This window comes from Petrimonas mucosa (genome assembly GCF_900095795.1).
Lineage (GTDB): Bacteria > Bacteroidota > Bacteroidia > Bacteroidales > Dysgonomonadaceae > Petrimonas > Petrimonas mucosa.
Genome location: NZ_LT608328.1, coordinates 807504 through 827817, shown reverse-complemented (window position 1 = coordinate 827817; position 20314 = coordinate 807504). Strand labels below are relative to the sequence as shown.

The 20314-nt window shown below is 51.9% G+C and carries 15 protein-coding genes and 1 pseudogene; 11 read left to right on the top strand and 5 right to left on the bottom strand.

What is annotated here, in order from left to right:
* The first annotated feature begins 4 nt into the window (after positions 1 to 4).
* The 4 genes from ING2E5A_RS03240 to ING2E5A_RS03225 all read left to right on the top strand — a co-directional run bounded on the left by ING2E5A_RS03240 (position 5) and on the right by ING2E5A_RS03225 (position 5641).
* Positions 5 to 1756: a RagB/SusD family nutrient uptake outer membrane protein gene (locus ING2E5A_RS03240; protein ID WP_071136170.1), complete on the top strand. Its 1752-nt coding sequence runs from the start codon at positions 5 to 7 to the stop codon at positions 1754 to 1756.
* Positions 1757 to 1834: 78 nt separating this feature from the next.
* Positions 1835 to 2698, top strand: coding sequence for an endonuclease/exonuclease/phosphatase family protein (locus tag ING2E5A_RS03235; protein WP_071136169.1), 864 nt, complete (start codon positions 1835 to 1837; stop codon positions 2696 to 2698).
* A 194-nt stretch (positions 2699 to 2892) separates the two neighbouring features.
* Positions 2893 to 3765, top strand: a complete 873-nt coding sequence (locus ING2E5A_RS03230) for a pirin family protein (protein WP_071138168.1) — start codon at positions 2893 to 2895, stop codon at positions 3763 to 3765.
* A gap of 181 nt (positions 3766 to 3946) precedes the next feature.
* Entirely contained in the window at positions 3947 to 5641 is a 1695-nt protein-coding gene (locus ING2E5A_RS03225) for an ABC-F family ATP-binding cassette domain-containing protein (protein ID WP_071136168.1), read from the top strand.
* Here ING2E5A_RS03225 and ING2E5A_RS14960 read toward each other — a convergent pair.
* On the bottom strand, positions 5526 to 6728 hold the full coding sequence (locus ING2E5A_RS14960) for a glycoside hydrolase family 3 C-terminal domain-containing protein (RefSeq protein ID WP_231960429.1): 1203 nt from the start codon (positions 6726 to 6728) through the stop codon (positions 5526 to 5528). The genes ING2E5A_RS03225 and ING2E5A_RS14960 overlap by 116 nt on opposite strands.
* Before the next feature lie 74 nt (positions 6729 to 6802).
* Positions 6803 to 7156: pseudogene (locus ING2E5A_RS15665) on the bottom strand (transposase); the annotation flags it as partial.
* A gap of 371 nt (positions 7157 to 7527) precedes the next feature.
* Between ING2E5A_RS15665 and ING2E5A_RS15220 the strand changes: the two are divergent.
* The gene (locus ING2E5A_RS15220; protein WP_143102499.1) at positions 7528 to 7830 is read left to right on the top strand and encodes a hypothetical protein; all 303 of its coding nucleotides are present in this window, start codon (positions 7528 to 7530) and stop codon (positions 7828 to 7830) included.
* On the opposite strand, the gene ING2E5A_RS03220 is transcribed toward ING2E5A_RS15220, so the two are convergent.
* Positions 7778 to 9151: an MATE family efflux transporter gene (locus tag ING2E5A_RS03220; RefSeq protein ID WP_071136167.1), complete on the bottom strand. Its 1374-nt coding sequence runs from the start codon at positions 9149 to 9151 to the stop codon at positions 7778 to 7780. The two genes, ING2E5A_RS15220 and ING2E5A_RS03220, sit on opposite strands and share 53 nt — an antisense overlap.
* Positions 9152 to 9391: 240 nt before the next feature.
* On the opposite strand from ING2E5A_RS03220, the gene ING2E5A_RS03215 reads away from it, so the two are divergent.
* The 4 genes from ING2E5A_RS03215 to ING2E5A_RS03200 all read left to right on the top strand — a co-directional run bounded on the left by ING2E5A_RS03215 (position 9392) and on the right by ING2E5A_RS03200 (position 14869).
* Entirely contained in the window at positions 9392 to 10720 is a 1329-nt protein-coding gene (locus ING2E5A_RS03215) for an IS5 family transposase (protein ID WP_154670015.1), read from the top strand.
* Between the two features lie 72 nt (positions 10721 to 10792).
* Positions 10793 to 11782, top strand: coding sequence for a sugar phosphate isomerase/epimerase family protein (locus tag ING2E5A_RS03210; RefSeq protein ID WP_071136166.1), 990 nt, complete (start codon positions 10793 to 10795; stop codon positions 11780 to 11782).
* A gap of 18 nt (positions 11783 to 11800) precedes the next feature.
* Positions 11801 to 12970 carry a Gfo/Idh/MocA family protein gene (locus ING2E5A_RS03205; protein ID WP_071136165.1) on the top strand — a complete coding sequence of 390 codons (1170 nt, stop codon included), beginning with the start codon at positions 11801 to 11803 and terminating at the stop codon, positions 12968 to 12970.
* Between the two features lie 12 nt (positions 12971 to 12982).
* On the top strand, positions 12983 to 14869 hold the full coding sequence (locus tag ING2E5A_RS03200) for an AMP-dependent synthetase/ligase (protein ID WP_071136164.1): 1887 nt from the start codon (positions 12983 to 12985) through the stop codon (positions 14867 to 14869).
* A 12-nt stretch (positions 14870 to 14881) separates the two neighbouring features.
* Here ING2E5A_RS03200 and ING2E5A_RS15215 read toward each other — a convergent pair whose 3' ends face one another.
* Positions 14882 to 15046, bottom strand: coding sequence for a FeoB-associated Cys-rich membrane protein (locus tag ING2E5A_RS15215; RefSeq protein WP_143102500.1), 165 nt, complete (start codon positions 15044 to 15046; stop codon positions 14882 to 14884).
* Positions 15047 to 15077: 31 nt separating this feature from the next.
* A complete protein-coding gene (gene feoB, locus ING2E5A_RS03195; RefSeq protein WP_071138167.1) occupies positions 15078 to 17558 on the bottom strand; it encodes a ferrous iron transport protein B in 2481 nt (826 codons plus the stop codon).
* Between the two features lie 160 nt (positions 17559 to 17718).
* Between feoB and ING2E5A_RS03190 the strand changes: the two genes are divergently transcribed.
* Positions 17719 to 19359 carry a fumarate hydratase gene (locus tag ING2E5A_RS03190; RefSeq protein WP_071136163.1) on the top strand — a complete coding sequence of 547 codons (1641 nt, stop codon included), beginning with the start codon at positions 17719 to 17721 and terminating at the stop codon, positions 19357 to 19359.
* A 107-nt stretch (positions 19360 to 19466) separates the two neighbouring features.
* On the top strand, positions 19467 to 20306 hold the full coding sequence (locus tag ING2E5A_RS03185) for a Rossmann-like and DUF2520 domain-containing protein (protein ID WP_071136162.1): 840 nt from the start codon (positions 19467 to 19469) through the stop codon (positions 20304 to 20306).
* Positions 20307 to 20314 lie beyond the last annotated feature (8 nt).

Sequence of the window (20314 nt, the reverse complement as noted above, 5' to 3'; positions counted from 1 at the left end):
AGCTATGAAAAAGTTACTGACATATTTCACGCCCATTCTTCTCGCAATATTGATCCTGAACAGTTGCGATCTGGATGAGTATCCCCAGGCAACCGCTTCAAAAATAGCCATATTCGAGTCGGCAAGAGGATTGGAACTCTACACGAACTCGCTTTACGATATGCTCCCCACCCCCTATGACGGCGTCTTCATGATCGATGACAACTCCGACATCGTGGCCCGCAACGGGGTGGATACCCGCATTGTCCCCAACGCCCTGAGCCCCATTACCAGTTCGGGGTGGAGCTGGACAAACCTGAGGAATGTGAACTACTTCATCGAGAACTGCGAAAAGAGTACGGTTCCGGAGAAAGAGAACTATCTGGGCATCGCCTACTTCTTCAGGGCCTATTTCTATTTCAACATGGTGAAGCGATTCGGCGATGTGCCCTGGATCGACAGGCCGATCGACGTGAACGACGATGAGAAACTTTATGCCGGTCGGGACAACCGTTTCGAAGTGATGGAGCATGTACTTGAGGACCTGAACAAGGCGATTGCCATGATATCCGACAAGTCGGAACCCTCCCGCACTAAAATTACCAAGGATGTGGCAAGGGCTTTCAAGACGAGAGTATGTCTCTACGAAGCCTCCTTCAGAAAATACCATACCCAGTACAATCAACAGGGAAGCGCCAACCGCTGGTTCGAGGAGGTGGTAAAGAGCGCCAACGAGATCCAGGGCTACTCCCTGGTACAGGGTCCCAACGCCTACCGGGAGCTCTTTATCCAGAAAGTCCCCAATCCTGATGAGGTGATTCTTGCCGTGACACTCGATGCCAACCTCCAGGTTTTCAGCTCGCGAAACCGCAGGACCATCAGTCCCACCTACGGCAACCGTCCCTCGCTGACCCGCCGCTTCATCAACACCTACCTGATGGAGGATGGTACCCCCTTCACCAGCAAGGCTGGTTACCAGACCACACCCTTTATCGAAGAGGTGAATGAGAGGGATCCCAGATTGGGACAAACCATCAGGATGGGCGATTACCACCGGACCGAGAATGGAGTACCGGTCGTCGCACCGCCCAACCTCGAACAGGCCTACACGGGCTACCAGATCATCAAGGGTTGTTATGACGAGCGGTTCCCTTACGACGATGAAAGCCGCAACGAAAACGCCCACCTGATCTTCAGGTATGCCGAGGTGCTACTGAACAAGGCGGAGGCACTGGCAGAACTGGGTACCATGACTGCTGCCGACTGGACAGCTACCATTGGTGCCATCCGTTCACGTGCCGGCATCACCGGTCCGACATTGTCGCAACTTCCCACCGAAGCCGATCCCTACATGGTAGACTTCTACCAGGGCAAGTTCACCAACCCGGTACTGCTGGAGGTGCTTCGTGAAAGAGCGATTGAAATGATCATGGAAGGTCTCCGCCCCGACGATCTGATCCGCTGGAAACTGGGAGAACTGTTTGCCACCGCTCCCATGAACGGGATGTATGTCCCCAGCCTCGGCGATCATGACCTGAACGGTGACGGCATCATGGATGTCTGCTTCTACATGGGACAGAGACCTGCCTCGCAGGCTAACGTCTTTGTGGATGTCACCTCTACCGGTGTAGGACGCAGGGTTCTCTCCAACGGAACATCGGGAGAGATTATCTGGAACCCGGGTGAAAGGGAGTGGCTCGACAAGAAATACCTCTACCCGATCCCCGAAGCCGACCTGCTGAAGAACCCCAACCTGGGCCAGAATCCGGGATGGTAAACCCAATCCCCTGCCGGAAGACCGGAAAGGCTTTCCGGCAGGATCTCTTAAAACTTAACAATATCAAAACTTAGTAACATGAAAAAAGTGATGCTATTTGCACTCGGGTTGTGTCTGACCTTGTCGCCGATCTTTGCCGGAAAGCCATCCGGCAAGGAGCTGATCATCGCCTCCTACAACCTCAGGATGGACACCCCCAGCGACGGGGAAAACTCCTGGAGCCACCGGAAAGAGATGGTGAAGGAGCTGATTCGATTCTACGATTTCGACATTGTGGGGACCCAGGAAGGGTTCAAACATATGCTCGACGACATTCTCGAACTGGGCAACTACGCCTATGTGGGTGTGGGTCGAGATGACGGACAGGATGCCGGTGAACACTCCGCCATTCTTTACCGGAAAGACCGTTTCGAGGTGTTGGAATCGGGTAACTTCTGGTATTCAGAAACGCCGGAAGTTCCGGGCAAGGGATGGGATGCCGTCTGCTGCAACCGGATCTGCTCTTGGGCCAAGTTCAAGGAGAGGAGAACAGGTACCAGTTTCTTCGTCTTCAACTCCCACTTCGATCATCAAGGCAAGGAGGCAAGAAAGAACTCCTCTCTTTTACTGATCAGGAAGATCAAGGAGATCGCAGGCGATGCCACAGTATTTGTCACGGGCGACTTCAATGCGGTTCCCGATGCAGAGCCCATCCGGCTGATCCATGAGTCGGGATTGCTGCTGGATTCCTACGAGGTCACCGAAGAGCCCCCATATGGAACTGTGGGCACCTTCAACTCCTACCGGCTTGACTCTCCGGTTAAAAACCGCATCGATTATATCTGGGTAACCCATAATGTGAAGGTGAAGAAATATGGTGTACTGAACGATCTACCCTACTTCCGGTTTCCGTCTGACCACTTCCCCGTGATGATCAAGGCTGAGATTCCGAAGAAGAAGTAAACGACAGAGTCACAACATCCAGAAACCACGGTTCATTCCTGTCAATAACCGTGGTTTTTAATTTTATTTGCTATATTTGCGAATACTCTAAACCGGAGGATGCTTTGAGCGTAAAGCTTATATTGCTTAACCTGAATAAAATCTTTGAGGATAATACCAGCATAGTGAGATTTGGAAATCTAAAATTTACCGTTATGGATAAAAGAAAAGCAACAAAGGTGATCAGGGGTGAACATGCCATTGATGGAGCAGGTGTACGGCTGCGCCGTGTTCTGGGACAACGCAACATTGCCGAATTCGACCCCTTTCTGATGCTCGACGGATTTGACTCCACCGACCCCCGCGACTATATCAGGGGATTTCCCTGGCACCCGCATCGCGGCATTGAGACCATCACCTACCTGATCAAGGGGAGGGTTGAACATGGGGACAGCTTGGGGAACCGGGGTACCATCCACGACCTGGAGTGCCAATGGATGACGGCCGGCTCAGGAATTATCCACCAGGAGATGCCTAAAGAGTCGGAACGGATGCTTGGCTGTCAGTTATGGGTAAATCTGCCGGCAAAGGATAAGATGACCCAGCCGGCCTATGGCGATATCACGCAGGATAAGGTTGCCCTGGTAGAGGAGGAGAATGCCACAGTGCGGATTCTTGCCGGCAGCTACAAAGGGAAAAGGGGAGTCTTCGAAGGGAAATATGTGAAGGTCAAATACCTCGACATCGACCTGAAGCCCGACAGCCGGTGGACCTACAACGAAACACCCAACGACGAGACACTCTTCATCTACTTGCTGGAAGGAACGCTCGCTGTTGACAGCAACCTCTCTCAATTCGAAAACAGGTCGTGCGCGGTACTGTTCACGTCAGACAATAAGGATAGCAACCAGTATGACGCCATTGAGGTCCTTGCCGGAGAGGAGGGCGCCCGGTTTGTGCTGCTGGCAGCTAAACCGCTGAGGGAACCGGTGGCATGGGGCGGTCCCATCGTGATGAACACCAACGAGGAGCTGGAACTGGCTTTTGAGGAGCTTGACAACGGAACATTTATCAAACATGAGATATAACGTCAAACACCCATTGACTTATTTCACTATTATTCATATATTTGCACCCGAATTATAAAAATACTCCGATGAAAAGAGACAATTGATAGTCGGTTGGTTTTATTAAACCGACGCACAACAAGAATTCCAGTTTCGGTTTAATCCGGTTCCTGCAGGGAACCCCACTATTAATTGTATCTATATGAGTATTATTGTAAGTGACCTCACCTATCACTATCTCGATCAGCCCAACCTGTTTGAATCGATCAGTTTTTCCATCCCCACTGGCGGAAAGGTATCGCTTGTGGGCAACAACGGCGTCGGAAAATCCACACTCCTGAAACTGCTGGCTAGACAATTGGAACCTTCGTCGGGCAACATCCGTACTGTTTCACCACCATATTATGTTCCCCAACAGATAGATATTTCTGAACAGACCGTTGCGGATGCTCTTGGCGTAGCCGACAAGATAGATGCTTTGCATGCGATCTATGCAGGATCTGTAGATCAGCTCCATTACGACATCCTGGACGATGAGTGGGAGGTGGAAGACAACTGCCGTACCGCATTGGATCACTGGCACTTGCAGGATATTCCCCTCGAGTTGCCGATGGAGCGGCTAAGCGGCGGAGAGAAGACAAAGGTGCTGCTGGCCGGATTGACTCTCCATCAGCCCGACATTGTCTTGCTGGATGAACCCACCAACCATCTCGACCTGATGGCAAGGAAAAGGGTGTATGAATATATCTCCGGCACAAGGGCAACTGTCGTTGTGGTCAGCCACGACATCACACTGCTCAACCTGCTGGATTTCACCTACGAGTTAACCCGTAAGGGGATTGCCCTCTACGGAGGAAATTACGACTTTTACCAGGCGCAGAAAGAGGTTGAGATCCATGCCCTGGAGCAACAAATCGATGCTGAACAGAGAGCTCTGCGTATTGCGAGGAGGCGAGCAGAGGAGATCCGCGAACGGCAGGAGAAGCGGAGATCGCACGGTGAGCGGAGTAAACAGAAGGGAGGGGTTGCCCGCATCGTCTTGAATGCCCGCCGCAACCTGTCGGAAAAGAGTTCCGCCAGATTGAGCGAGAAACACTCGGGGATCATTGAAAATAGGCATCAACGTCTGGCAAGACTGAAAGAGAAACAACTTCGGACTGGAGGGTTGAAGGTTGACTTTGGCAACACGATACTGCACGACGGGAAAGTACTGATCAGGGCAGAGGAGTTGAATTTCGGCTACAAGAAGGAACGGCTCATTTGGACATCACCAGTTGATATTGAGATACGCAGCGGAGAGAGGATACACCTCCTTGGCGATAACGGCAGTGGCAAGACCACACTGCTCCGTCTCCTGCTGGGAGAGCTACCGCCCACCCTGGGCCGCGTGATACGGTCAGATTTTTCCCATATCTATCTCGACCAGGAGTATGCCTTGGCCAACAGGCCGCTGACAGTGCTGGAGCTGGCCGAGGAGTACAACCTGAACCACCTGGCCGACCATGAGGTCAGGTTGCGGCTCAACCGCGCCCTCTTTCCGGAGGAGAGTTGGAACAAGAGTTGCCTAGCATTGAGTGGAGGAGAAAGAATGCGCCTCTGCCTCTGCTGCCTGATGATCTCCAACCAGATTCCGGACCTCTTCATCCTGGATGAGCCGACCAACAACCTCGACCTTCGGAGCCTGTCTATCCTCACCCGGACCATCAGGGACTACCGGGGAACGCTATTGGTGATCTCGCACGACACCCATTTCATCCATGAGATCGGTATATCGAGGAGCTTCAGCCTCCCCTCCCCCTCTGGTGAGGAGGAGCCGGGAAGCCCCGGTAGCGGTCCCGCTCCACCTGCAGGTCGTCATAACGGAAGGTGGTGTAGGAGAGGCCATATCCGAAGCTGAAGAGCGGCTCGGTGGAGGCAAAGACATAATCGTGGCCCGGTTTTTCCGGGCTTCCCGGATCACGGTAATAGCCCCGCCCGGACGGTTTATGGCTGTAGTAGACCGGCACGTGGCCTACCGACTGGGGGATCGACATGGAGAGCCGGCCGGAGGGGTTGGTTATTCCGAAGAGGATGTTGGCCACCGCCCTACCCCCCTCTTCACCAGGGTACCACGTCTCCAGGATGGCCGGCAGATGTGCCTTCTCCCAAGCAATGGCATAGGGTCTGCCGTGTACCATCACCAGGATTACCAAATCGCTCTGACTGGCTGCCAGGATCGCCTCGTCAAATCCGCTTCTGTCGTTTCCGGTGATATCACACCCCTTTGCATAGCGGATCTGCAGCTCTTTCCCAGCAACTTCCCGGATGCCCTGGAGCACCGTTACCCCATGCTGGTTGCTCCGGGTGGGGCTGTAGTCGCCAAACTGCACCTGGTGGGCATTGGGGCCGATCACCGCAATCGATTTCAGTCTCTTCGGATCTAGCGGCAACAATCCGCCCTCATTCTTCAGCAGGACGATCGACTCCTCCGCCACCTCTCTGGCCAACTTCAAATGTTCTGGAGTCCTGACCGCCTCCCTCACCCTGGCCGGATCGATATAGGGCTTCTCAAACAGCCCCATCATGAACTTGATCCGCAGGATGCGGCTCACCGCCCTGTCAATCATGGCTTCGGTCACCCTTCCCTCATCCAGCAACTCCTTCAACTGGGCGTAACCCCAGGGGAAGGGAGCCTCCACATCCACCCCCGCCTGCAGTGCCTGGAGGGCGGCCTCCTTTGCAGAAGAGGCGGTATGGTGAAAATGGTCCAGCATCATGATGCCGGCATAGTCGGAAAAGACAACTCCTTCAAACTGCCACTCCTCCCTCAGTATCTGGTGCAGCAGCCACCGGTTTGCATGAGCCGGCACCCCGTCCACCTCGTTGTAGGAGGGCATCACCGCGTAGATGCCTGCATCCCTGACCGCCATCCGGAACCGTGGCAGGTGGGTGTCTCGCATCTCCCGCTCTCCGATGGAGGAGGGGGCCAGGTTGATTCCGGCCACAGGTGCGCTGTAGCCGGCAAAATGTTTGGCAGTACAGGCCAGTTTGCCTGCCGGCAGTCCGTGCCGGGTAACGGTCGGATCCACTTGTAGATGGTCTCGTGGGAGACCCGGATATTCTCCTTCTTTCTCAGGTGTCCGCTGATTTGCCCGGGCGACCAGTCCTTGCGCACGAGCCGGTTCACCTTTTGTTTGATCCATTCCGGGGTGGACCGGTTGCCGGGCAGGCGTTCCCTTCTCTCCATCGCCATCTCGTGGGCCAGTCGCCACGAGTAGCCCCCGCGCTTGTCCTTGTTGCGCTGCAACTCCCTGGACACCGCTGAAGGACTGACACCTATCAAGCTCGCGATCGTCCGCTGGGTGTCACCGTTTTCTAAACCTAAATAAATCGCGTACCTTTGTTCTGAAGTTAACTGTTTGTATTTTTTCATAAGCAACATAATAGTTAATTTTAGGGAGACTTCGGTCTCCTTTTTCTTTTATGTTGCTGTCCGACTCTCTTCGGGGGCTTGCGCGCCCCCGGCCGTTAGGCAAACCCCCCCGGTGTTTTTCATGATTGTTGTGAAGAATCATTTCAAAAAACAACACGTGGATGTTGCACTTCTAAGTTGAACTTAGGCCATTTGCTACCAGAATGACAATCACGCGGGATTGCCGGATTGAGACAGACTACTGCGGAAAAACCATAATATGAAAGCCGCAAAAAACGGTGAAAAAGAGATGATTTTCACACTGATACAAGAATTATTCATTACTTTTGCCTGGACAGCTCTTGCCATTTAACTGCCATTGCACAAAGAAGATGAAAAAGTTATTGCTCCTCTCCCTACTGTTATGGCTCATTTCGGTTGCACTTATGATCTTCGGTATTCTCGCCACGATCGATATCTATCACGACTATGTCGGAACCTCAATTGTTTCGGCAGGCATGCTCAACCTTGGTGGCGATTTGCCTGAATGGACCTCATGCAGACTAGAATGGTTGCTGTTTCAGATAGACTGGACAGTAGGGCTGGTCTTCATGTTGCTGATATCGGCCATACTGATAAGAGTTACGTTCTGGCCCGCATCCCCCTATACTGGTAGGCGAAGGTCAGCACCGTAACAAAGAAGGAGATCATATCGGCTGCAGGCATGCTCATAAAGACACCATCCACCCCGAAATAACCGGGAAGCAAAAGCAGGAGCGGAATCAGAAAGATCAACTGGCGGGTCAACGAGAGGAATATGGCAATCTTGGCTTTTCCCACCGACTGGAAGAAGTTGCTGATCACCATCTGCACCGCGATCACCGGAAAAAAGATGGTGGTGATCCTAAGTCCCCGGATGGCGATATCCAGCAGTTCACTGTCGCTGGTAAACATCCCCATGATGAGGTGGGGAAAGATTTGGGAACATAGCAGTCCAAAGATCATGATCACTGTACCGGCCACGATCGTATAGCGAAGCGCCTTGAACGATCGGTCGAGCTGTCTTGCACCATAGTTGTACCCCACAATCGGCTGCATACCCATCGTCAATCCAATCACGATCATGCCGAACAGGTAGTTGATCCGGTTGATGATTCCGTATGCTCCGACGGCAAGGTCACCGCCATGTTTCATCAAGCCGAAATTGATGATTGAAACGACGAGACTGGCGGTGAGGTTCATCAGAAAAGGCGAAACACCGATGGCCATCATGTTGAGTACAGTCCGCGACGACAATCTGAACCGCTTCACATCAAAACGGATAAAACTCCGCTTGTCGAAAAAATGGATCAGCACCCAGATCAGTCCTGTCAACTGGGAGAGCACGGTAGCCAATGCTACCCCTTTCATTCCCCAGCCAAGAACAAAAATGAAGAGTGGCGCCAACAGGACGTTGACAGCAACCGTCAGAAAAGAGGAGAGCATCGCCTTTCTCGGATAGCCGGTCACCCGCATGATATTGTTCAGCCCGATGAAGACATACCCCACGGGAACCCCCATCATGTATACCGACAAGAAATCTCTCGCATAGGGCAACAAGGTCTCGCTGGCTCCAAAAGTTTTCAAGATCGGATCGAGGAAAATCAGACTGACTACCCCGAGCACTATACCGTTCACACTGTTTACAACGGCCACATGACCGAGGATGCTCCGGGCATCCTCCTCATCCTTCTCGCCAAGTCTGATGGAGGTGAGTGTTGCGCCTCCCACGCCCACCAGAGTGGAAAATGCGATAAGGATATTCATTATGGGGAAGGTGACAGCCATTCCGGAAAGTGCAGCCGCACCGATACCATGCCCAATAAAGATACTGTCCACGATATGGTAGAGGGAGGTGATGACCATACCGATAATTGCAGGTAACGAATATTGTGCGAGAAGTTTCCGAATGTCGCCCCTACCCAACAGGTGCGGATCGTTCGTATTGTTTTGGCTTAATACCTTTGTAATGTTCATAATCGAGGCGCAAAAGTACAAAAAAATCTAGTAGAGTGAGCTAATGATTTAGATTTCTTAATGTTTTGCTTGTTTTTTTGAAAAAAAGAATTAGTTTTGCGTGGATTCAGGTCTGGCTACAAATCTAAATAGTCGCTCCTTAAAAGCGTATATTTATCAGATATTCAGTAAAATAACCTCATAAACAGTTGTGTTTTTTTGCAATATTTTGTATCTTTAGGTACTAAAACTCTGCAAATCATGTTAGGGAAATTACCGGAAAAAGGACAACGCGATTTGTTTCGCCCGATGCTGAAAGATTTCATCGATATGGGGCATGAACTCGTTCTTTTGGCAGACAAGATCGATTGGTCATATTTTGAGGAAGAATTTACACCTTTGTATTCACAACGAGGTGCGCCAAGCGTTCCCATCCGTTTGATGGTCGGCTGCCTGCTTTTGAAGCACCTGTACAATCTTGGCGATGAGCGTATTCCCGAGTATTGGGTTCGGGATGTTTATTTCCAGTACTTTTGTGGATGCGAGTTCTTCGAACATGAGTTTCCTTTTGATCCGAGCGATTTTGTCCATTTCCGTAACCGTGTGGGAGAAGAAGGGATAGGAAAAATATTCGCTTACAGCGTACAACTTCACGGTAAAAAACTGCCGGGACAAACCGGGTTTGTTCTTTCGGACACTACTGTTCAAGAAAACAACACCACCTTTCCTACCGATGCCAAGCTTTGCAAAAAGGTTATCGACAAGTGCAATGCCATTGCAGGGAGTGAAGGCATCATGCAACGTCAGCGGTACACCCGTGAAAGTAAACAACTGCTGCGAGACACTTACAACGGCAAGCATCCCAAACGTAAGAAACGGGCAGACAAAGCCAAACGTCGCTTGAAAACGATCGCCAATATCCAACTTCGGGAACTTGAACGTAAAATGACAGAGGAACAAAAGAAACGATACGAACAGACGCTTTCACTCTGCAAGCGTGCAGTGAATCAACAGAAAAACGACAAGGATAAAATCTACAGTCTGCATAAACCCTTTACCCGCTGTATTGCCAAGGGAAAGGCACACAAGCAGTATGAGTTCGGCAATAAAGTGGGGATGATCACCACGGGCAGAAAAGGGCGGAAAATCATCACGGCGGTAAAAGCATTTTTGGGAAACCCATACGACGGCGACACCATAGAACCGTTACTCGAACAGATGGAAGAGAATAAGTTGAAACTACCCAAAGAACTCATTTATGACCGTGGCGGGAAAGGACGAAAGCAGATAAAAGACGTAAGCATTATTACACCGGGCAAGCCCAAAGTCAAAGACACCCCTTGTCAAAAACGGCAGAAACGGAACAAATGCAGAGCCAGAGCGGCAATTGAACCTATTTTCGGACATCTTAAAAAGGATTTCCGTATGGAACAGAATTACTTGTGGGCTGAAAAAGGCATACAAATCAACGCATACCTGGCAGCTACGGCTTGGAACTTGAAGAAAATGATGGAAAAGTTGAAAGAAAAATTTTTATATTTTATTTTCCGATGGTTTTTCCACCAAGATAAAATATATTTTTCAGCTTAATTCGAATTTATAAGGAACGACTAAATAGTTATCCAACAATTTTTTCTCTTAAACCATAAAAACAGAACAGACATGCCACGATTAGTAACTCTCTATTCCCTGCAATGGGGCGATCTATCACTGGAAGAAGTTTGCATTAAGGCTAAGGGATTCGGTTACGACGGTATTGAGTTGGGATTGCCCACCCATCTCGATGTCCATCAAACCGATCCCCTCTACTACAAAGGAATCAAAGAGCTTCTAGAGAAACACGGACTGCAGTTGCGTACCATCTCCACCCATCTGGTGGGACAAGCCGTCTGCGACAAGATCGACGAGCGTCACAAAGAGATCCTTCCCGACTATATCTGGGGCGACGGTGATCCGGAAGGGGTTCGCCAGCGTGCCGCCAAGGAGCTGGTTCTCACCGCACGGGCGGCAAAGGAGTTGAGAGTGGATACCGTGGTAGGATTCACCGGAAGCCCGATATGGCACCTGCTCTACTCATTTCCGCCGGTATCCCAATCGACCATCGATGAAGGATACCGCGATTTTGCCCGCCGCTTTACTCCCATCCTGGAAAAATTCAAAGAAATGGGTGTGCGTTTCGCTCTGGAGGTACACCCCACCGAGATTGCATTCGACACCTTCTCTGCCCGAAAGGCACTGGAAGCCATTGAATACCACCCTGCTTTCGGATTCAACTACGACCCCAGCCACCTGGGTTACCAGGGGGTGGATTATGTCGATTTCATCTACCAGTTTCACGACCGGATCTTTCACGTTCACATGAAGGATGTATACTGGAGCGACATGCCCAAACAGGTTGGCGTCTTCGGGGGCCACGTCCCGTTCGGTGATCCTCGCCGGTACTGGAACTTCCGCAGTCTGGGCCGCGGCAAGATCAATTTCGAGGAGATTATCCGGGCCCTCAATGCGATCGATTATCAGGGACCTCTATCGATAGAGTGGGAAGATAGCGCCATGGATCGCGAGCATGGTGCCCGCGAATCGTGCGAATTTACCAAGCGATTGGATTTCCAACTGTCGGGTCATGCGTTTGACGCTTTTTTTGGCAAATAAAACAGTAAACTAACAGCAATGGAAAAGAGACGACTGAAGATGGGTATGGTTGGAGGCGGCATTACCGGTTTTATCGGTGCCATACACTTGCGCGCTGCCTTGATGGAGAACCGTGTGGAACTGGTTTGTGGCTGTTTCAGCTCCAATCCGGAAGTGTCGAAGGAATCGGGACGTTTTTACTCCCTGTCAGATCACCGGATCTATAGCAACTATCGGGAGATGTTCGATAAAGAGGCAAGCCTGCCGGAAGAGGAGAGGATGGATTTCGTGGTCATCGTCACGCCCAACAAGTACCATTTCGAACCGGCGATGATGGCCCTGGAAAGGGGATTCCACGTGGTGTTGGACAAACCGATGACCTTCTCGCTGGAGGAGGCCAAGGCGCTTCAGCGGAAGGTGGAAGAGACTGGACTGGTTCTGGCGCTGACCCACGTTTACACCGGATATCCCGCGGTGAAGGAGATGAAAGCGAGGATAGCAGCCGGAGAACTGGGAAAACTCCGTCGTCTCTACGTAGAGTATCCACAGGGTTGGCTGGCCGAACGGATCGAACTGCAGGAGGGGAACAATGCCGGATGGCGCACCGATCCCAAACTGTCGGGGAAAGCCGGTTGCATGGGTGATATAGGAACCCACGCCTGGCACCTCTGCGAATATGTGACCGGATTAAAGGTAGTTGAACTCTGTGCGGAACTGAATACTTTCGTGCCCGGGCGACCGATCGATGATGACGGGGTTGCCATGATGCGGATGGAGGAGGGGGTGAAGGCCCTGCTTTCTGCCAGTCAGATCGCCGTAGGCGAGGCTAACAACATAAACATACGGGTCTACGGTGAGAAGGGGGGAATAAAGTGGGTACAGGAAGACCCCAACCGGCTTTTCCTGAGAAGGGGGAACAGCCCCGAAGAGGTGATTCATATTGGAGGCAACCACCCCTACCTGGGTACACGGGCCAAATGGAACATCCGCACCCCGGGTGGCCATCCCGAAGGGTTTATCGAAGCGTTCGCCAATATCTACCGCAACTTTACCCTGACCGTACTGGCAAAGATGAACAACATGACACCCACTGCCGAGATGCTCGATTTTCCCGGCGTATACGACGGCGTCCGCGGTATGCAATTCATCGAAACCGTAGTGGAATCGGGCTGGAGCGAAGGTGCTAAATGGGTTAAATGGAAAGAGTAATTTTATGATTATATGAGCAAGACAATCATTTCATTTCTGGACGAAGCCGTTTCGAAGTATGGAGACCGTCCATTTCTTTATGAGGCGAGAGAGGGCACCAACTATACACACCTCACCTATAAGGAGGTACAGGAGAAGGCCAGACGGTTTGCAGCCGGATTGATCGCCTTGGGGATCGGTGCGGGCGATCGTGTCGCCCTGATCTCCGAAGGAAAAAACAACTGGGTTATCGGCGAGCTGGGTGTGTTGCACGCAGGAGCCATTTGTGTTCCCCTGTCGGTCAAGCTAGAGACCGAGCAGGATATCAGTTTCCGCATCAACCACTCCGAATGTTGTGCCATCATGGCTTCCGACCAGCAGATAGCCAAGATCCGGCCAATGAAGGGTGCCTTTTCAACGGTAAAGCAATATATCCTGCTCGACCCGGAGGAGAGGCCGGAAGCCGACGAAATGCTGTTCGATGCCGTGATTGGGAAGGGAGAACGGCTGATGTCGGCAAATCCATCCGTACTGGAGGAGCGGATAAAGATGGTAACCTCCGATTCGCTGGCCAACATCTCCTACACTTCCGGAACGACAGCCAACCCGAAAGGGATCATGCTGTCGCACGGTAATTACGTTTGCAATGCAGAGCAGGCAGTGGAACACCTCAACGGAATACCCTCCCATTTCAGGCAGCTGCTGATCCTGCCGTGGGATCACTCCTTCGGTCATACAGCCGGAATCTACGCTTTCATGAAGTGTGGCGCCTCACTGGCTTCGGTGGCCATGGGGAAAACCCCGATGGAGCTCCTTCGCAATATCCCCAAGAGCCTGAAGGCGATCAATCCTCACTTGTTGATGAGTGTTCCCGCACTGGCAACCAACTTCAGGAAGAATATCGAAGCGGGAATCGAGAAGAAGGGTAAATTTACCCAAAAGCTGTTCAAACATGCGCTCAAAACCGCATATGCCTATAACAGGGAGGGATTCAACAAAGGTACCGGCGGGCGCTTCTGGATGAAACCGCTGCTGGCTTTTTACGACAAGGTGCTCTTTTCGAAGATCCGGCAATCGTTTGCCAGCAACATGGAGTTCTTCATCGGTGGCGGTGCCCTGCTCGATATCGAGCTTCAACGCTTCTTCTACGCCATCGGCATACCGATGTATCAGGGTTACGGCCTGTCGGAAGCGACCCCCATCATCTCCGCCAACTGCCCCCATGCCCATAAGCTGGGCTCTTCGGGCAAACCGCTTCCACACATGGATATCAAGATCGTGAACGAAGCGCTGGAGGAGTTGCCCACGGGCGAGAAAGGGGAGATCATCATCCGTGGCGGCAATGTGATGAAGGGATATTGGAAAAATCCGGAAGCAACGGCCGAAACCATCGTGGATGGCTGGCTCAGGACTGGCGATATGGGTTACCTCGACAGTGACGGTTATCTCTACGTGTTGGGACGGACCAAATCGTTGCTGATTGGCGACGATGGTGAAAAGTTCTCGCCAGAAGGGATAGAGGAGTCGATTATGGCCCAGTCACCCTTTATCGAACAGGTGGTGCTCTACAACAACCAGTCCCCCTATACCACGGCACTGATCACCGTTAACCCGGTCGAACTGAAGAAGCAGACATCCGATCCGGCAGAGGCGGCACTGCTTATAGAGAAGGAGATTGCGGCATATCTCAAAGGGGGAAAACATGACGGCATGTTCCCTTACCGATGGCTGCCGTCAGCCTTTGCAGTGATTGAAGAGCCTTTCTCCGAAAAGAACGGGATGGTCAACTCCACGATGAAGATCGTGAAACATAAGGTGTACTCGGCCTATGCGTCGCGAATTGAGGAGCTATATACTCCGGCCGGTAAAAAGGCCACTTCGGCGGCCAACCTGGAGGTTCTGGAAAAACTGCTGAAATAGTGGTGAGGGATCTCACCCCGGTCTCCTGTCATGGGAGCCGGGGTGGAGCTCACAGCCCTTGCATCCGAGACAGCCACCACTCTCCCTCTTTACAAAGAAGAAGCGGTATACTCCACGTATCAGCACGATAGCAACCAGAATAGCGATAATGATGACTGCAAATAACTGTAGATCCATAATATAACAACAACCTGTTGCGTAAAAAAGTTTAAATGAGAAGAGTGCCTACCTGATAGACCAGGAAGGCAACCAGCCAGGCCAGCCCAGTAGAGTAAACCACGCTGAATAGTGCCCACTGCCATGAGTGGGACTCCTCCTTGATGGCCACGATGGTGGCAACACAGGGGAAGTAGATCAGAACAAAGAGCAGAAATCCGATTACGACCAATGGAGAGAAGAGCAGACTCCCATCCGGACGCTTCTCCTGCAACAACCGGGTCTGGAGTGACTGCTGATCCTCACTGTCACCGGTATAAAGGACCCCCATGGTGCTGATTACGATCTCTTTTGCCGCCATTCCCGAGAGAAGGCTCACCGAAATCTTCCAGTCGAACCCGAGGGGACGCATTATCGGCTCCATAAAATGGCCGATCTTGCCAATATAGGAGTTGACCTGATGTTCCGTGTTGCGTTGATGTTCAATCTCTGCCTTATGCAGTGCTCTCTCCGCCTCAGACAAGGTTTGCGCATCGACCTGTGCAAGTTGCGCATCGAACCTGGCTTCGCGTTGTGCATCCCGTGGAAAATATCCCAGAAACCAGATGATAATGGATGCAACCAGGATGGGGCCGCCCATTTTCAACAGGTACTGCTTGGCCCGCTCCCACATGTGGATAACCACCGATTTGAAGGTCGGCATCCGGTAAGGCGGCAACTCCATCACGAATGGCGTATCCTCCTCGGAGAAGAACTGCTTTCGCAACAGGATCGCAGTCAGTATGGCTATCAGAATACCCACACCGTACAGTCCGAGCATGACCAAACTGCCATTACGGGGGAAGAAGGCACTTACAAAGAGTATATAGACCGGTAGGCGGGCACTGCAAGACATGAAAGGAACAATCAACATGGTGATCATCCGGCTGCTTCGGCTTTCGATGGTGCGGGTCGACATCACGGCAGGGACATTGCATCCGAACCCCATAATGAGCGGGATAAACGACTTCCCGTGAAGACCGATGTTATGCATCAGCTTGTCCATGATGAATGCTGCCCGCGACATGTAACCCGAATCTTCCATAAATGCAATAAATGCATAAAGGATCACGATGTTGGGTAGGAAGACGATCACGCCCCCCACTCCTCCGATTACTCCGTCCACCAGCAGATCCTTGAGAGGTCCCTCTGCCATGTTGTCCCGAAGCAGGTTGCCCATCTGGGCGACTAGCCATTCAATCCACCCCATGGGATAGGCACCTAGCCGGAAAGTGGCTTCAAACATGACCCACAGAAAGAAGAAAAAGAGCGGCAATCCCAGATATTTGTTCGTCAGTACAGCGTCGAGCAGGGTGGTACTGTCCTCCGAGCTAGTCTTCTCGCTCAACGTCTCCTTGAGTGCTCCGGCAATGAATCCATAGCGGGAGTTGGTAAACGCAGATTCAGGATCCTCTTTCAACAATTTTTCGATATAGTCGCGCTCCTTGTTTCTGCGGGCCAGAATCTCTTCACCCCTGTTGTGCACCCGGATGACATCCTCTACCTCCCTGTCGCCCTCCAGGAGCTTGATGGCTAGATACCGTCTCGGCATCTCCATAGCGGTAACGTTTCCGGCGGAGAGATCACGACACATGATGCCGATCGATTTCTCCATCACGCGTCCATAAGGGATGGTTACCGAGTTCGTCCCTCCGCGCGACTCATGGATGCTGATTACGCTCTCAAGCAGATCCGGAATGCCAAAACCCTTCTTGCCTACCGTAGGGATGATGGGGACATTGAGCATCTCGGAGAGCATTCGGTGGTCGAAATGGCGACCACTCTTTTCAAGCTCGTCGTACATGTTGAGAGCGATCACCATCGGCCGCTCCAACTCTATCAGTTCGGTAGTAAGGTAGAGGTTTCTCTCGAGTGCGGATGCGGCTACCACGTTGATAATCACGTCGGGCTTCTCGTTCAGGATGTAGCTCCTCACGTATAGTTCCTCGGGCGAGTAGGCCGATAGCGAATAGGTTCCCGGCAGATCGGTCAGGATAAACTTGTAGCCGTTGTGCCGCAGGGTCCCCTCCTTGGAGTCGATGGTCACGCCGCTGTAATTTCCCACATGTTCGTGCGCTCCGGAAGCGAGGTTGAAGATGGAGGTTTTTCCGGCATTGGGGTTACCCACCAACGCCACGCGAATAACCTTGCCGGTCTCGCCTTTTGCAGCAGATCCGTCCGATTGGGCCCAACCGTATGCATCCTGCTCCTCGACTATATCCCCCAATTCGTCAGGCTCGTCGTTCTCCGGTCCGTACATCGCATCCTCTATCAGTTTGGAGATCTCAATCAATACTGCTTCGCTGCGCCGCAGTGAGACCTCATACTCCATTATGCCGTATTTGATGGGGTCTTTCAACGGGGCGTTCAATATCGATTTAACCTCCTGACCGCGTACAAAACCCATTTCGAGGATTCGCTTACGAAATGCCCCCGATCCGTTTACCTTTACGATGTACGCCTTGTCTCCGGTTTGTAGCTCTGAAAGTCGCATAAACAGCACAATCTTGTTTTCGTGTGCAAAGGAACATATTTTTTGGCTAATAAGCGAGCTTTTAGATATATTATTTATACTGAATTTAAATAGAATAAAAAACCATTTTTTCTTTGTAATTTTGTAACCGATCGAAAAAACCAATTACAAAACAACAGCTATGGCAACAAAACCATTTCATTACCAGGATCCGTTTCCGATGTCGAAAGACAACACGGAATATTACCTGCTGACCAAAGATTACGTCTCGGTTTCGGAATTTGAAGGAAAAGAGATTTTGAAAGTAGCACCGGAGGGTCTCACCCTAATGGCCCAGACCGCCTTCCGTGATGTGGAGTTCCTGCTTCGCCCCGAGCACCAGAAACAGGTAGCCAGCATCCTTTCCGACCCCGAAGCGAGCGACAACGATAAATATGTTGCCCTCACCTTCCTGCGGAATGCCGAGATCTCGGCAAAGGGCATTCTCCCTTTCTGCCAGGATACCGGTACGGCCATCATCATGGGCAAGAAGGGGAACCAGGTATGGACCGACGGCAACGATGAGGAGGCACTCTCCCGCGGTGTCTACAACACCTTTGTGAACGAGAATCTCCGTTACTCGCAGAATGCCCCCCTCAACATGTATGACGAGGTGAACACCGGCACCAACCTGCCGGCACAGATCGACCTCTATGCGGTCAAGGGGAACGAGTACAAATTCCTCTGTATCGCCAAGGGTGGCGGGTCGGCCAATAAAACATATCTCTATCAGGAGACCAAGGCGTTGCTCACCCCGGGAAAACTCGAAGCATTCCTGATCGAGAAGATGAAATCACTAGGTACGGCCGCTTGTCCGCCCTACCACCTGGCGTTCGTCATTGGTGGCACCTCGGCCGAAGCCAACCTGAAAACGGTCAAGCTGGCATCCACCAAATATTACGACAACCTCCCCACCGAAGGGAATGAATATGGACAGGCGTTCCGCGACCTCGAGCTGGAGGCCAAGCTGAAGGATGCTTCTGAGAAACTGGGACTGGGAGCACAATTTGGCGGAAAATATTTCGCACACGACGTGCGTGTCATCCGCCTTCCCCGCCACGGGGCCTCTTGCCCGGTGGGCATGGGCGTCTCCTGTTCGGCCGACCGCAACATCAAGGCCAAGATCAACAAAGATGGAATCTGGATCGAAAAGCTGGAGGACAACCCTGCCCGATTGATCCCCGAATCGATGCGCCAGGCCGGTGAAAGCGGCGGCGTAAAAATCGACCTCAACCGTCCGATGCCGGAAATCTTGGCCGAACTCTCCAAATATCCCGTTTCAACGAGACTGTCGCTCAACGGCACCATCATCGTGGGCCGTGACATTGCTCATGCAAAGCTCAAAGAAAGGATCGACCGCGGAGAGGGACTTCCACAATATATGAAGGATCACCCCATCTACTATGCGGGACCGGCCAAAACACCCGCCGGTTATGCCTCCGGTTCGATGGGGCCTACCACGGCCGGGAGGATGGACTCTTATGTCGACCTGTTCCAGTCGCACGGCGGCAGCATGATCATGCTGGCCAAAGGAAACCGAAGTCAGCAGGTGACCGATGCCTGCAAGAAGTACGGCGGGTTCTATCTGGGCAGCATTGGCGGTCCGGCAGCCATCCTGGCACAAAACAGCATCAAGCGTCTCGAATGTCTGGAATATCCAGAACTGGGCATGGAGGCTATCTGGAAAATTGAAGTGGAAGACTTCCCCGCATTCATCCTGGTGGACGATAAAGGGAACGATTTCTTCCAGGTGGTGACACAGCCCACCTGCATGCTGAGTTAGCCACACCATCCATACTGGTTATTATAAGGTCATTTCTGCGGGAATGACCTCTTTTTCATTTTTTATTTTGTACCTTTGCCTCGCAGAACAGCGACGTATTTTAGGTAATGAAGATTGCTTTCATAGGTGCCGGGAAGGTCTCAGCCGCTCTGGGGCTCTATTTCAAAAACAACGGTTTTGAAATAGGGGGCTACTATAGTATCGGCGGCGCAAGTGCCGGAAAGGCGGCCCAGCTGACCAGTTCTACCCATTACAGTTCGTTGGAGAGGCTGATCAACGACAATCAACTCATCTGGATAGCAACACCTGACGATCAGATTGAAAAGGTGGTCCAACAGATCTCCCACCTTGAGATCACGGGGAAAACCGACAAATTGATTCTCCATGTCAGCGGCGTATACTCACTCTCCATACTCGATCCGTTAAAAGTGACCGGTTATCAAACAGGCAGCGCACATCCGCTTCTGGCATTTGGCGATCCCGTTGTAACACAACAGACGTTACACGGTGCATGGTTTGCCGTCGAGAAGGGGGAAGAGGATAACGGGAGGCTGAACCTGCTGCTTGAGAGTTGCGGCAACCCTACATTCACCGTGACTCCCGGTAGAAAACCGCTATATCACGCGGCAGCCTGCCTATTGTCCAACTATCTGGTCACCTTGATGGATGCTTCGTACCGTATCTTCGAACGATCGGGCCTACCGGCCGACAAGGTCAGAGAGGCGACCTGGCCCCTGTTTGAAAGTGTTGTCCGCAACCTCAACGAGAAGGAGCCGAAAGAGGCGCTTACAGGTCCCGTCAAGCGGGGCGACAGCAACACCGTCCGGTTGCACCTGGAGAGTTTGCGCATCCATATGCCCGAAATGTCTGCACTCTATACGCTGCTGGGGAAAGAGACCGTGCGGTTGTCGGGCAACCATTCACTGGAAGCGCTATTTGAAGAGTGATGAATGAA

What these genes read in the sequence shown, in the direction of transcription:
- ING2E5A_RS03185 (WP_071136162.1), top strand. Translation starts at nt 19,467, where the DNA reads ATGAAGATTGCTTTCATAGGTGCCGGGAAGGTCTCAGCCGCTCTGGGG.
- ING2E5A_RS03200 (WP_071136164.1), top strand. Translation starts at nt 12,983, where the DNA reads ATGAGCAAGACAATCATTTCATTTCTGGACGAAGCCGTTTCGAAGTAT.
- ING2E5A_RS03220 (WP_071136167.1), bottom strand. Translation starts at nt 9,151, where the DNA reads ATGAACATTACAAAGGTATTAAGCCAAAACAATACGAACGATCCGCAC.
- ING2E5A_RS15220 (WP_143102499.1), top strand. Translation starts at nt 7,528, where the DNA reads ATGAAAAAGTTATTGCTCCTCTCCCTACTGTTATGGCTCATTTCGGTT.
- ING2E5A_RS03230 (WP_071138168.1), top strand. Translation starts at nt 2,893, where the DNA reads ATGGATAAAAGAAAAGCAACAAAGGTGATCAGGGGTGAACATGCCATT.
- ING2E5A_RS03205 (WP_071136165.1), top strand. Translation starts at nt 11,801, where the DNA reads ATGGAAAAGAGACGACTGAAGATGGGTATGGTTGGAGGCGGCATTACC.
- ING2E5A_RS03215 (WP_154670015.1), top strand. Translation starts at nt 9,392, where the DNA reads ATGTTAGGGAAATTACCGGAAAAAGGACAACGCGATTTGTTTCGCCCG.
- ING2E5A_RS03210 (WP_071136166.1), top strand. Translation starts at nt 10,793, where the DNA reads ATGCCACGATTAGTAACTCTCTATTCCCTGCAATGGGGCGATCTATCA.
- ING2E5A_RS03190 (WP_071136163.1), top strand. Translation starts at nt 17,719, where the DNA reads ATGGCAACAAAACCATTTCATTACCAGGATCCGTTTCCGATGTCGAAA.
- ING2E5A_RS15215 (WP_143102500.1), bottom strand. Translation starts at nt 15,046, where the DNA reads ATGGATCTACAGTTATTTGCAGTCATCATTATCGCTATTCTGGTTGCT.
- ING2E5A_RS03225 (WP_071136168.1), top strand. Translation starts at nt 3,947, where the DNA reads ATGAGTATTATTGTAAGTGACCTCACCTATCACTATCTCGATCAGCCC.
- ING2E5A_RS03235 (WP_071136169.1), top strand. Translation starts at nt 1,835, where the DNA reads ATGAAAAAAGTGATGCTATTTGCACTCGGGTTGTGTCTGACCTTGTCG.
- ING2E5A_RS03240 (WP_071136170.1), top strand. Translation starts at nt 5, where the DNA reads ATGAAAAAGTTACTGACATATTTCACGCCCATTCTTCTCGCAATATTG.
- feoB (WP_071138167.1), bottom strand. Translation starts at nt 17,558, where the DNA reads ATGCGACTTTCAGAGCTACAAACCGGAGACAAGGCGTACATCGTAAAG.